This is a genomic window from Micromonospora sp. CNZ299 (genome assembly GCF_002754415.1).
Genome location: NZ_PEFG01000001.1, coordinates 2639135 through 2651172, shown reverse-complemented (window position 1 = coordinate 2651172; position 12038 = coordinate 2639135). Strand labels below are relative to the sequence as shown.

The following is a 12038-nucleotide window of genomic DNA, read 5'->3' as shown; positions in this document are numbered from 1 at the left end:
GAATGCCGGAGGGGACTCCGCCGACGGCCGGGGTGGGAAGCCCCACCCCGGCACGTCGTGGTCCTCGTCAGGCGGGCACCGCGGTGACGACGATGTTGTCGCGGTACTTGCGGGCCTTGGCGTCGAACGGCCCACCACAGGTGATCAGGGTCAGCCGCGGCTTGCCGTCCCGGGCGAAGTACCGGTCCAGCGGGATCTTGGTCTTGTCGTACTCCTCGCGGGCGATGACCCGGTACTGCCGGGCCTCGCCGTCGCTGCCGGTCGCGGTCAGGGTGTCGCCCTGGTCCAGTTCCCGCAGCCGGAAGAACGCGCCCTTGCCCTGCTTGGCGCTGTCCACGTGACCGGCGATGACCACCGAGCCGGCGTCCGTTTCCAGGCCGGGGCCGTAGCGGTACCAGCCGATCTGGTCGACGCTCGGCGGCACCTCGAACTCGTTGGTCCGCTCGTTGATGCCGACCGCGTTGACGGTGGCCGTGACGTCGATCCCCGGGATCACCAACCGGACCGGGGGGACGATCGCCGCGTCGGCCGGCAGCTCACCGACGGTCACCGGGACCGAGGGAGCGCTGGTGGCGGTCGCCGGAGTGCTGGCCAGCGTGCTCGCCTCGTCGGCGCCCACGTTCTCTGCCGGTTGGGAGCCGCACGCCACCAGGGTGGAGACGGTGAGCGCGGCAACGCCGGCGGCCAGGGCCGCCAGCGCGCCGCGGTTGCGCACCGTCACTTGCGACCGGTCCGCGCGGTCGCCATCCGCACCCCACCACCGAGCAGCAGGAGTACGCCGGCACCGGTGAGCGCGTACCACCAGGTGTTCACGCCCGTGCCGGCCTGACCACCGTCACCGCTCGGCACGCCGCCGGGGGCGGAGTGCAGGCCGGTGATGGTCTGTGCCACCACGTCGAGCGTCTTGCCCTCGGCGGAACCGATCGCGTAGACGATCGTCGCGGTCCCCTCCTTGAGGTTGAGGTCCGCCGGGCCGATCGCCACGGTGTCGGTGCCGGCCAGCACCACGTCCGCCTTCACGTTGCCCGCGTCGACGTCGCCCTTGGCCTCGTTCGGGTTGGTGAGCCCCTTGAAGACCGGGGTGCCACCGGCCCGCACGTCCACCTCGGGGGCGGCGGCGGTGTGCCGGACGATGAGCCGGGCCTTGCCGGCGGCGACCTTCGAGACGTCGTTCACGAACGGCGTGATCTTCGGCTGGCCGCCGGCGTCGAGGTGGGCCGCGATGCTGATGTTCGCCCCGCCCGGGACGGCCGCGTTGTCGACCTTGAGGATCGCGCTGCCGATCGGCTCGCCGGGCTTGGTGAGCGCGATGTCGTAGTCGCCCTCCTCCAGGTTCAGCGGGCCGGCGACGTCGCCGGGCTTGAAGTTGTCCAGCGTCTTCTTGCCGTTGACGTAGACGTCGACCGGGGTGTCCGGGATGCCGTGCACGACGGAGACCTTCGCCGTGGCGGCGTACGCGGGGGTGGCGGTGAGCGCGCCGACGCCGGCGAAGGCCAGCGCGGCGACCGCGCCGCCCGCGGCGACCCGACGGAAGTACGAAAGCTGCATGTCTGCCTCCTGCTGATTACTGCTGATTCGTCAGGCCTTGCTTGCAGAAGGGGTTACGCCGGCTCTCCGACGGGTGGATGCGCTCGGCCGCACTTTTCTTTTTCCGGCCTCGATTGCATCCGGACCGGGCCTGGGACACGAAGAGCAGGTGAGATGACATCGACCGGGAGAGTGGGGCGGAGACTGTGGCAGCTACAGTCGGGTATGCCCCATCGAAGGCGAGCCGCCCGATGACGGCCATACGACAGGAACCGGACCCTCCGGTGGACGACCTCGATCTCCGCTTCCGGGCGGGCGACGACGTGGCCCTCCGCGAGGCGTACGACCGGTACGGTCGCGCCGTGCTCCATCTGGCCACCTCCATGCTGGCCAACCGCAGCGACGCGGAGGACGTGACCCAGGCCACGTTCGTCGCCGCCTGGCTGGGTCGGGACACCTTCGACCCGGCGAAGGGATCGCTGATCGGCTGGCTGCTCGGCATCGGCCGGCGAAAGGTGATCGACCGGATGCGCGCCTCCGCCCGGGAGACCCGGGTGGTGGAGACGGTCCGTCAGCTGCCCGAGCCGGCGCCGACCGGCCCGGACCCGGATCGCGTGGTGGACCGGCTGGTGATCGCCGACGAGCTGGCCCGTCTCCCGGACGACCAGCGACGCATGCTGGAGTTGGCCTTCTACGACGACCTGACACACCAGCAGATAGCCGCGGTGACCGGAGTGCCGTTGGGCACCGTGAAGAGCCACATCCGGCGCGGTATGGCGAGCTTGAAACGCAGATGGGAGGTGGACGGTGCAGCACCTGGACCACGACCGGCTGGTCTTTCTGGCACTCGGTGAGAGCGAGGCGGACAACGCCGAGAGCACCCACCTCGGCACCTGCGCGCTCTGCCGTGCGGAGGTGGCGACCTTTCAGCAGGTGGCCGGGCTCGGCACCGAGACGCAGGGCCTGGCTGACCTACCCGACCCGCCGGAGCACATCTGGCAGGGCATCGCCGCCCAGGTCAGAGCGGCCGAGACCCAGCAGGCCCAGGCCGAGACCCGATGGCAGCAGGTCCCTGGGCAGGGCGTCGGCACCCTGACCGGGCAGACCAACGACACGCCGTTCGGACGGGCCACCGGCACGACGGCCACACCATCCGCCGGCACGACGGGCGAGCAGGCCACCGGCACGACGACCCGGCCGACGGTCACCCGGCTGGATTCGGCGCGCCGGTCCCGTCGGGGCTCTGGCTGGTCGCGCTGGGCGGCCACGGCGGTGACCGCGGCAGCCGCCGCGGCGGTCGGTGTGCTGGGCACGGTCTCCGTGCTGCGGCCGGACGACCCGGCACCCGCTCCGACGCAGGTGGTGGTGGCGAGCGCGCCACTGGCGGCGTACGGATCGACGCCACCGGCGGCCAAGGGTGACGCACGGGTTCTGCGGGACGGCCAACTGCATCTGCATGTGGCGAATCTCCCGCGCGTCCCTGGGTACTACGAGGTCTGGCTCATCAATCCGACGACGATGGAGATGTTCTCTGTGGGCACCCTGGGTGGCGGTTCGGACGCGCTGCTGCCCCTGCCCCCGAATGTCGACCTCACGAGCTATTCGGTGGTCGACGTCTCCGCCGAGCAGTACGACAACAACACCCGCCACTCCGGCGACAGCCTGCTGAGGGGCACCCTGACGGGCTGATCGGTGGGCCGGCTCAGCTCCCCGGCCCGCCGATCAGCTCCCACCGAAGAGAAGTGGCCGCCCCCATCGGGGGCGGCCACTTCTTCACGTGCTGGGTGTCACTTGCGCTTGCGGATCTCCTCAGCGGCCTGCGGGACGATCTTGAACAGGTCGCCCACCACGCCGAAGTCGGCCAGCTCGAAGATCGGCGCCTCGCCGTCCTTGTTGACCGCGACGATGGTCTTCGAGGTCTGCATGCCGGCCCGGTGCTGGATGGCACCGGAGATGCCGAGCGCGACGTAGAGCTGCGGGGAGACCGTCTTGCCGGTCTGGCCCACCTGGAACTGGTGCGGGTAGAAACCGGAGTCGACGGCCGCGCGGGACGCGCCGACGGCGCCACCGAGCAGGTCGGCCAGCTCCTCGACCAGCTTGAAGTTGTCGGCGTTGCCGACACCGCGACCGCCGGAGACGACCACGCCGGCCTCGGTCAGCTCGGGGCGGGAGCCCTTCTGCTCGGCGACCCGCTCGACGACCTTGGCCAGCTTGTCGGTGTCGGTGACCGACACGGTGAGCTGCTCGATCGCCGGGGTGGCGGCGGCCGGGCTCGGGGTGACCGAGTTGGGTCGCACGGTGACCAGCGGCAGGCCCTTGGTGACCTTGGCCTTGACGATGGTGGAGCCGGCGAAGGCTACCTGGGTCGCGGTGCCGTCGGCGTCCAGGCCGACCACGTCGGTCAGGATGCCGTTGTCCAGCTTGACGGCGAGGCGGGCGGCGATCTCCTTGCCCTCCTGGGCCGAGGCCAGCAGCACGGCTGCCGGCTGCACCCGCTTGACCAGTTCGGCCAGCACGGTGGCCTTGGGCGCCACCAGGTAGCCGTCGATCTCGTCACCCTCGGCGGCGTAGATCTTTTCCGCACCGTACTCGCCCAGCTTGCCGCTCAGCGCCTCGGCGGCGCCGGCGCCACCGAGCACCACCGCGCTCGGGGTGCCCAGCTCACGCGCGAGGGTGAGCATTTCCAGGGTGACCTTCTTGACGCCGAATTCCTTGGTGGCTTCGACGACGACGAGAACCTCAGACATGTCAGAACCCCCCTCTCACACGAACTTCTCGGTGGCGAGGAACTCGACCAGCTTGACGCCGCCCTCGCCCTCATCGGTGATCTTGGCGCCGCCGGAGCGCGGCGGGCGCTTGGTGTGCTCGACGACGGCACTGGTGGCGCCGTTGAAGCCCACCTCGGCGGGAGCGACACCGAGCTCGGCCAGCGAGAGCGTCTGCACCGGCTTCTTCTTCGCGGCCATGATGCCCTTGAAGGAGGGGTAGCGCGGCTCGTTGATCGTGTCCCAGACGGAGACCACGGCCGGGGTGGAGGCGGTGACGACCTCGTAGCCCTCCTCGGTCTGCCGCTCGACGGTCAGCGTCGCGCCGTCGACGGTGAGCTTGCGGGCGCCGGTGAGCGCCGCGACGCCCAGCCGCTCGGCGATCATGTGCGGCATGACCTGGACCCGACCGTCGGTGGACTCCGCGCCGCAGATGACCAGGTCCGCATTCAGCTGACCGAGGGCTGCGGCGAGCACCTTCGAGGTGGCGATGGCACAGGAGCCGTGCAGGGCGTCGTCCAGCACGTGGACGGCCTTGTCCGGGCCCATGGAGAGCGCCTTGCGGATCGACTCGGTCGCCCGGTCCGGACCCATGGTCAGGATGGTGACCTCGCCGCCGTGCGCCTCCTTGATCTTCAGCGCCTCCTCGATGGCGTACTCGTCCATCTCATTGATCACGTTGTTCGCCGAACCGCGGTCGACGGTGTTGTCGTCATTGCGCAGGTTGCGGTCCGCGCCCGAATCAGGCACCTGCTTGACGAGTACGACGATATTCATCGCGCTTCGACGACCCTCCTGTGTGGTGTTGCTATTTGCTCGCCCGGTCTGGGGCGCAGCGTCGCGCGTCGGTCGACGCCAGGTCAACCGGGGGCTGCTGTGCAGTTGCCCACGGCGCAATGTTACCTGCCAGTAGGTTGCGCTCCCGAGGCACCGAGAGTGACACAGCTCACCGACGCGCGTTCGTTCAGGTCGGCTCGGAGAGCGCCACCCGGATCTGGTCGATGGCCGCAGCCTCGGAGGCTGCGATCCCGTCGTGCGCCCGGGCCACCCGGTCCGCAGCGGTCAACACCACCGAGCGGTACGCCTCGACGTCCGCCGGTGACTTGTCGCGCAGGATCAGCACCGCCTGCCGCAACGCCGGCAGCACCACCGACTCGATCTCCAACTGTGAGTCCCGGGGAAGCCACGGCAGCGGACCGGTGGTCAGCGCCTCCTTGACCGCCCCGCTGGCGTCGGCGAGCGCGCCGGACGCCGCGATGCTCTCCCGGATCACCCCCAGCACCCCGGGATCGGCGTTGGAGACCAGGAAGACGGCGCCGAAGGCACCGGTCTTGATGGTCAACCGCTCCTCGTCCGTCAACCGCTGCTCCATGATCACGGAGTGTAGACGTACGGGGTGGTGGTGGTGACCGCGACGAGGCCGAGCCGCTGCAGGATCGGGCGGCTGTCCTCGGAACAGTCGACCTGCATCAGCGTCCGGTCCCGCTGGTCGGCCAGCCGGGCGCGGTAGGTGACCAGCGCCCGGTAGATGCCCTTGCGACGCCACTGCGGGAGGGTGGACCCACCCCAGAGGCTGGCGAAGCCGGTGTTCGCCGGGAAGCGCACCCAGCCGGCGCTCACCACCGTGTCGTCCGCCTCGGCCACCACCACGGTGATCGAGTGCGGGTCGGCGTCGATCTCCTTCGCCAGCCCCCAGACCAGGTGCGAGCGGTCCTCCTGCCAGACCTCCTCCTCCATGGCGGCGATCCGCTCCAGGTCGGCGCGGGAGGTCACCTCACGCAGGCGTACCCCCTCGGGGATGACCGGCAGCGCGGCGGCCAGCGGCGCGACCGGCCCGACCACGACGGTCTCCCGGTCCTCCGCGACGAAGCCGGCGGCGCGCAGACGGTCCGCCAGGTCCGCCGGTTCGTCGTGCTCGTTGAGCTTCCACTCCGCCGACTCGCCCCGCTCACGGCACAACCGCACCTGCCTGGCGATCAGCTCGTCCAGCGCGTCGCCGGTCAACCCGCCCAGATCGCGGTAGGTGATGAACCCACCGGCGTCGAGCCCGGTGATCCGGACCAGCGGCCCGTCCCGCTCCACCGTCACCCCGGCCGGAACCGGGTCGGGGATCTCCGGGCGGAGCTGGTTGTCGTAGGCGGTACGCAGCGTCAGGATGTCGAGATCAGTCACCGGCCCAGGCTAAGCGGGATGGGAAGCGGATAATCGGCTCCGTGTGGGAGGCGATCAGGCGATGGTTCGACCCGACGGAGCTGCGCTCGGTCGGTGAACCACCGGACTACCGGTTCTCCCTGGCCAACGAACGGACGTTCCTCGCCTGGCTGCGCACCGGGCTGGCGCTGGTCGGCGGCGGGTTGGCCACCGCGCAGTTCCTGCCGCCCCTGCCGATGAGCCACCTGCGGGAGGTGATCGCGGTAGCGCTGCTGCTGCTCGGCGGCGCGGTCGCGATCCGCGCCGTGGACCACTGGGCGCGTACCGAACGGGCCATCCGGCTCGGTGAGGAGTTGCCCGCGTCCCGGTTTCCCGCCATCCTCGCCCTCGCCGTCGGCGCCGGGGCGGTGCTGCTGGTGGTCGCCGTCCTGGCACGGGCGATCGGCGGGCCGTGAGCACCGGCCGCGACCCGGGGCTGCAAGCGGAGCGGACCCGGCTGGCCTGGCGGCGCACCCTGCTCACGGTGACCGTGGTCACCGCGCTGGCGGTCCGGCTGGCGTCGGCCGGAGGCCCGGTCGGGGCACTGGTCGCCGGCGTCACCGTCCTGCTGTGGGGCGCTCTGCTGGTGCTCTGCTGGCCCCGGGGCACCGGCACCGGTCCGGCCCGCACCGGCGGCCGGACACTGCCCCTGGTCGCGCTCGGCACCGTGGGGCTCGCACTACTGGGAGTGCTGCTGGTTCTTCGCGGACTAGGGTGACGCGATCCGGTGAGTCATCATGGGTGCATGGCCCGGCTTGGCGTACTCCTCTTCCTGGTGCAGATTGTCCTCGCCGTCTGCGCGCTGATCAGTTGTCTCTCCGCCGAGGAGGGCAAGATCCGTGCCCTTCCCCGGATCGCCTGGGTGCTGATCATCCTGTTCTTCCCGCTGGTCGGCTCGATCGCCTGGTTCATCGTCGGCCGGCAGCCCAGCTCCGGCGCCAGCAAGGGCTGGCCCGGTGGCACCTCGTCCCCCGAGCGGCAGCGCCCCCGGCCGGTCGCGCCGGACGACGACCCGGAGTTCCTGCGCTCCGTGCAGGACCGGGCCAAGCAGCAGGACCAGGAGCTCTTCCGCCGCTGGGAGGAGGACCTGCGCCGGCGCGAGGACGACCTGCGCCGACGCGACGGTGACCCGCCCCGCGAGGGTGACCGACCGGAGGTGTGAGCGCGCCGCCGCCGCCCCGGGCGGGGCGACGACGGCGGCGGGTGCGACTCAGGCCAGGTTCGACGACCGGGGGTACGCGTCGGTCGGGTCGGTGAGCACGTTCACCAGGTACGGCACTCCAGCGTCGAACGCCCGCTTCAGGGCCGGACCCAGGTCGGCCGCCTTGGCGACCGTCTCCCCTGCACCGCCGAGCGCGCTGACCACCGTGTCGTACCGCAGCTCCGGCTGGAGGTCGGCGGCCACGTCGTAGCCGTACATGGCCCGCATCGGGTGCTTCTCCAGCCCCCAGATGCCGTTGTTGCCGACGACGATCACCACCGGCAGCTTCTGACGGACCAGCGACTCGACATCCATCAGCGAGAAGCCGGCCGCGCCGTCGCCCATCAGCACGCAGATCTGCCGGTCCGGGTGACTGACCCGGGCACCCATCGCGTAGCCCATGCCGGTGCCCAGGCAGCCGTACGGGCCCGGGTCCAACCAGGTGCCGGGCTGGGCCGGCTCCAGGTAACGCCCGGCGTACGACACGAAGTCACCGCCGTCGCCGATGGTGATCGCGTCGGGGGCCAGCACCCGACGCAGTTCGCCGTAGATCCGGGCGGGGCGGATCGGGTCGGTCTCGGCGGCCATCTCCGCGGCGTCCCGCGCCTTCGCCGCGTCCTCGGCGACCCGCAGGTCGCCGATCCAGTCGGAGTGGTCGGTCCGGTCGCCGGCGTGGTCGGCCAGCGCGGAGAGAATCAGACGCAGGTCGCCGGCGGGGGCGACGGCCGGCTGCACGTGCGTCGCCCGCTGGCTCGGCGCGTCGACGATGTGCACCACCTTGGCCTCGCCGAAGTCACCGAAGCTGAGCCGGAAGTCCAGCGGGGTGCCCACCACCACGACCACGTCGGCGCCGGAGAGCGCGGCCCGTCGGGCCTTGGCGAACGCGAGCGGGTGCTCCGGCGGGAGTGAACCGCGCCCCATGCCGTTGGTGAAGACCGGCACCTGCAGTGCCTCGGCCGCCTCGCGCAGTGCGGCGACCGCGTCGCCCGCGTACACGTCGGAGCCGGCGATGATGACCGGTCGCTGCGCCGCGGCGATGAGCATCGCGGCGCGGCCGACCTCCTCCGGGTCGGGTACGACCGGGTCGACGCCCGTCACGGCGGGCATCTCGACCTCGGCGACCGAGAAGACCGTCTCCAGCGGAAAGTCGAGGAAGGCCGGGCCGCGGTGCGGGGTGAGCGCGGCGTGCAGCGCCGCACCCACCGCGCGCGGGATGTCGTCGGTGCTGAACACCGTCTCGGCGTGCTTGGTGACCGGGGCGACCAGCGGCAGGTGGTCCATCTCCTGGAGGCTGCCGGAGCCCCAGCGGAACGCGGGCGCGCGGCCACCGAGCACCAGCACCGGCGAGGCGTTGAAGAAGGCGCTGGTCATGCCGGAGATGCCGTTGGTGACACCGGGCCCGGCGGTGAGCACGGCGAGACCGGGCCGGCGCTGCAGCTTGGCCACCGCCTCGGCGGCGAAGACCGCGGACTGCTCGTGCCTGACGTCGTAGATCGGGAAGTCGGTCTTGTGCGCGGCGTCGTAGAGCGGGAAGACGTGCCCGCCGGAGAGTGTGAACATCTCCCGCACGCCTTGCGCGCGTAGTGCCGCGAGCGCCAACTCGCCGCCGTGACCCTCGATCCGCTCCGTCATCGCCGCTCCTTCTCGTCGCTCATGACCGAAGCCACACGCTACTGGCCGGTAGGCACAATGTGAACAATTCTCGGCTCGCCGTCGGGCTGGCGGCACGAGCCGCCAGCCCCCACCCGGTCAGCGGCCGGTGAAGTCCGGCTTGCGCTTCTCGACGAAGGCCGCCATGCCCTCACGCCGGTCGTCGGTCGCGAACAGCGCCGCGAAGAGCTGACTCTCCCAGGCCAGACCCGAGTTCAGGTCCATGTCCAGGCCGCCGTCGACCGCCAGCTTCGCCGCGCGCAGCGCCTGCACGGGACCCGTCAGGTACGGGGTGATCAGCGCGACGGCCGTGTCGTACACCTCGGCGGCCGGGGCGACCCGGTCGGCCAGACCGATCCGCAGTGCCTCCTGCGCGTCCACCATCCGGCCGGACATGATCAGGTCCTTGGCGCGGGCCGGGCCGACCAGGCGGGCCAGCCGCTGTGTGCCGCCGGCACCGGGGATGATGCCCAGCTTGATCTCCGGCTGGCCGAGCTTGGCGTCCTCGGCGACGACCCGCCAGTCGCAGGCCAACGCCAGCTCGCAGCCGCCACCGAGGGCGTACCCGGTGATCGCCGCGACCACCGGCTTGGGGATCCGGGCGATCGCACCGAGCGCACTGGACAGATTCGCCGCACGGTCGGCCATGTCGACATAGGACATCTCGGCCATCTGCTTGATGTCCGCGCCGGCGGCGAAGACCTTCTCCCCGCCGTACACAATGACGGCGCGGACCTCAGGATCGGCGGTGGCCGCCGCGGCGGCGGCGCGCAACTCCTCCTGCACCTGGGTGTTGAGCGCGTTCATCGGCGGCCGCTCCAGCCGGATCGTGCCGATGCCGTCCTTGGTCTCCAGCCGAACGAACTCGCCCACGCTGCCCTCACTTCCTCGTCGAAGTCGCGTGCCAACCTTACGACCCGGCTCGTTTGGGTAAGTAGTGTGGTGTCAGCCCCGTGGGCGGGAGTCCAGCCATGACGACGTACTACGACGACAGGTCGGTGCAGGTCACCTCCACCACCGTCCGCGTCGACGGCCGCGCCTACGCGCTCGCCGACATCACCATGATCTGGCACCGCCGGGGCACCCGCTCGTGGCGCGTGCTCGTCGGGCGGGGCGCGATCGGTGCCGCACTCGCCGGTCCGCTGGTCGCGGCGGTGCTCGGCATCGGCGTGGCCGTCTGGCTGCACCGCTCACCGACAGTGACGATCGCGATCGTCGGCGCGTCGGTGCTGGTCGGGTTGGCCGTCGGGCCGGTCGCCGACTTTCTCTTCGAACACCTGGACCGCTCGTACTCCCGGGGCAGCCGCCAACTGGAGATCTGGGCCCGCTGGCGCGGTCAGCCGGTGCGGCTGCTGCGCACCGGCGACGCGCTGCGCTTCGGGCAGATCTATCGGGCGGTGCAGCGCGCGGTCGAGCACAGCCAACCGGCGCGCCCCGTCACCCGCCGCTAGCCACCCCTAATTCCGTTCACGTCCCGCCCGGCCAGCCCGATCGCCGCCGGCGGGACCAGCGGCGCGAACCCGCGCTCCCGCGCTCCCGCGGTCGCCTGCGTCAGCCTGGTCGCTGCGAGGGCAGCGGTATACCGGCGGACCCTTTGGAGCTGATGTCGCAGACGAATCGGTCCCCCACGAGGCCCCGGAGCGGCAGTGCGGCTATCCAGCGATCGGAAGATCCGGCGCGCGCGACGAGGCGCGATGTCCCAAACGATTCAGGTCCATAGGAACACCGAAGCATCACTCCAGACCCCTCGATTCGACCCCCGTCGAGCTCTCGGGGACGAGGTCGAGCCGGGGCGGTCCGAGGGAGGCGAAGTTGCCGGCCGGTGGTTAGGCTTAGTGATGACCCTCTATTACCGGGACGACGCGGTGCAGGTGACCTCCGAGTCGATCCGGGCGGGTGGTCACGTGATCGCCCTGTCCGACGTGACGTTCGTGTGGCACGCGCGCGGGCAGAAGACCCTCGCCGTACGCGGCCGGGTGCTGGGTCGCGGTGTCCTCGTCCTGCTGCTCTCGCTGCCGCCGCTGATCGCCGTGGTCTGCGTGCTGTCACTGGCCTGGTCCGCACAGGACCGGGGCAACTGGAAGCTGGCGCTGATCATCCTCGCGGCCTGCGCGGTGGGGGCCCTGGTGTCGCTGCCGTTCCTGGAAATCCCGTTGGGTTGGCTGGACCGCTCCTACGAGCGCGGCAGCCATGTGCACGAGTTGTGGGTGCAGCACCACGGTCGGGAGGATCTGCTGGTGCGCACACCGGACGCGCTACGGTTCGGGCAGATCTACCGGGCCGTGCAGCGCGCCGTCGAACAGCAGGGGGACCACTGATGAGCAACCGCCGCGAGGCCGCCGCGCTGGCCGGGCTGCTCGCCGTGGCCGGCGTTACCCACCTGGTGCGCCCCGGTTTCTACGACCCGATCGTGCCGGGCGCGCTGCCCGGCCCGGCCCGATTCTGGACGTACGCCAGCGGGGTCGCCGAGCTGGCGGTGGCGGCGGCGGTGGCCAACCCGACCACCCGACGGGCCGGCGGTCGGGCCGCAGCCGCCCTCTTCGTGGCGGTGCTGCCCGCCAACGTGAAGATGGCGGTGGACTGGCGGCACCGCCGCCCGACGAAGCGGGCCATCGCGTACGGCCGGGTGCCGATGCAGGCGCCGCTGATCTGGTGGGCTCTGCGCGTCGCCCGCGCCGGCCGGTAGGCCCCGGGCCGGTGAGCTC

16 protein-coding genes are annotated in these 12038 nt (G+C 71.4%); 8 read left to right on the top strand and 8 right to left on the bottom strand.

The genetic code is table 11. The features are described from left to right. Positions 1–67: 67 nt before the first annotated feature. Positions 68–721, bottom strand: coding sequence for a class F sortase (locus CLT68_RS12680; protein WP_099851049.1), 654 nt, complete (start codon positions 719–721; stop codon positions 68–70). Then, on the bottom strand, positions 718–1548 hold the full coding sequence (locus tag CLT68_RS12675) for a DUF4397 domain-containing protein (RefSeq protein WP_099851047.1): 831 nt from the start codon (positions 1546–1548) through the stop codon (positions 718–720). The genes CLT68_RS12680 and CLT68_RS12675 overlap by 4 nt, the downstream gene beginning before the upstream one ends. Before the next feature lie 230 nt (positions 1549–1778). Here CLT68_RS12675 and CLT68_RS12670 point away from each other — a divergent pair, with 230 nt between their 5' ends. Both CLT68_RS12670 and CLT68_RS12665 read left to right on the top strand, forming a co-directional pair. After that, a complete protein-coding gene (locus tag CLT68_RS12670) occupies positions 1779–2381 on the top strand; it encodes an RNA polymerase sigma factor (protein ID WP_088946521.1) in 603 nt (200 codons plus the stop codon). Beyond that, positions 2335–3216 carry an anti-sigma factor gene (locus CLT68_RS12665; RefSeq protein ID WP_099851046.1) on the top strand — a complete coding sequence of 294 codons (882 nt, stop codon included), beginning with the start codon at positions 2335–2337 and terminating at the stop codon, positions 3214–3216. Before CLT68_RS12670 ends, CLT68_RS12665 begins: the two co-directional genes overlap by 47 nt. Before the next feature lie 98 nt (positions 3217–3314). Here the strand turns inward: CLT68_RS12665 and CLT68_RS12660 are convergent, their stop codons facing one another. The 4 genes from CLT68_RS12660 to CLT68_RS12645 all read right to left on the bottom strand — a co-directional run bounded on the left by CLT68_RS12660 (position 3315) and on the right by CLT68_RS12645 (position 6464). Then, a complete protein-coding gene (locus tag CLT68_RS12660; RefSeq protein ID WP_088946519.1) occupies positions 3315–4274 on the bottom strand; it encodes an electron transfer flavoprotein subunit alpha/FixB family protein in 960 nt (319 codons plus the stop codon). A gap of 15 nt (positions 4275–4289) precedes the next feature. Next, positions 4290–5069: an electron transfer flavoprotein subunit beta/FixA family protein gene (locus CLT68_RS12655; RefSeq protein ID WP_099851045.1), complete on the bottom strand. Its 780-nt coding sequence runs from the start codon at positions 5067–5069 to the stop codon at positions 4290–4292. Between the two features lie 187 nt (positions 5070–5256). Next, positions 5257–5664, bottom strand: a complete 408-nt coding sequence (locus CLT68_RS12650) for a hypothetical protein (RefSeq protein WP_088951504.1) — start codon at positions 5662–5664, stop codon at positions 5257–5259. Positions 5665–5666: 2 nt separating this feature from the next. Next, positions 5667–6464 carry a GNAT family N-acetyltransferase gene (locus CLT68_RS12645; protein ID WP_099851044.1) on the bottom strand — a complete coding sequence of 266 codons (798 nt, stop codon included), beginning with the start codon at positions 6462–6464 and terminating at the stop codon, positions 5667–5669. Positions 6465–6505: 41 nt separating this feature from the next. Here CLT68_RS12645 and CLT68_RS12640 point away from each other — a divergent pair, with 41 nt between their 5' ends. From CLT68_RS12640 to CLT68_RS12630, 3 genes are read left to right on the top strand one after another with little or no spacing between them, the layout of a single operon-like run. Continuing rightward, positions 6506–6898 (top strand): DUF202 domain-containing protein, encoded by a 393-nt coding sequence (locus CLT68_RS12640; protein ID WP_099851042.1) that lies wholly within the window; start codon positions 6506–6508, stop codon positions 6896–6898. Further along, positions 6895–7200, top strand: a complete 306-nt coding sequence (locus tag CLT68_RS12635) for a DUF202 domain-containing protein (RefSeq protein WP_088946515.1) — start codon at positions 6895–6897, stop codon at positions 7198–7200. Before CLT68_RS12640 ends, CLT68_RS12635 begins: the two co-directional genes overlap by 4 nt. A gap of 27 nt (positions 7201–7227) precedes the next feature. Continuing rightward, on the top strand, positions 7228–7644 hold the full coding sequence (locus tag CLT68_RS12630; protein WP_088946514.1) for a PLD nuclease N-terminal domain-containing protein: 417 nt from the start codon (positions 7228–7230) through the stop codon (positions 7642–7644). Positions 7645–7692: 48 nt separating this feature from the next. Here the strand turns inward: CLT68_RS12630 and CLT68_RS12625 are convergent, their stop codons facing one another. Together CLT68_RS12625 and CLT68_RS12620 are read right to left on the bottom strand one after the other, a co-directional pair. After that, positions 7693–9315 (bottom strand): acetolactate synthase, encoded by a 1623-nt coding sequence (locus CLT68_RS12625; RefSeq protein ID WP_099851041.1) that lies wholly within the window; start codon positions 9313–9315, stop codon positions 7693–7695. Between the two features lie 117 nt (positions 9316–9432). Continuing rightward, positions 9433–10206 carry an enoyl-CoA hydratase/isomerase family protein gene (locus CLT68_RS12620; protein WP_088946512.1) on the bottom strand — a complete coding sequence of 258 codons (774 nt, stop codon included), beginning with the start codon at positions 10204–10206 and terminating at the stop codon, positions 9433–9435. 98 nt (positions 10207–10304) lie between these two features. Here CLT68_RS12620 and CLT68_RS12615 point away from each other — a divergent pair, with 98 nt between their 5' ends. The 3 genes from CLT68_RS12615 (at position 10305) to CLT68_RS12605 (ending at position 12019) form a co-directional block, all read left to right on the top strand. Next, a complete protein-coding gene (locus CLT68_RS12615) occupies positions 10305–10784 on the top strand; it encodes a DUF6232 family protein (protein ID WP_099851039.1) in 480 nt (159 codons plus the stop codon). Positions 10785–11171: 387 nt separating this feature from the next. Continuing rightward, entirely contained in the window at positions 11172–11651 is a 480-nt protein-coding gene (locus CLT68_RS12610) for a DUF6232 family protein (protein ID WP_099851037.1), read from the top strand. Beyond that, on the top strand, positions 11651–12019 hold the full coding sequence (locus CLT68_RS12605) for a hypothetical protein (protein ID WP_099851035.1): 369 nt from the start codon (positions 11651–11653) through the stop codon (positions 12017–12019). The genes CLT68_RS12610 and CLT68_RS12605 overlap by 1 nt, the downstream gene beginning before the upstream one ends. Positions 12020–12038 lie beyond the last annotated feature (19 nt).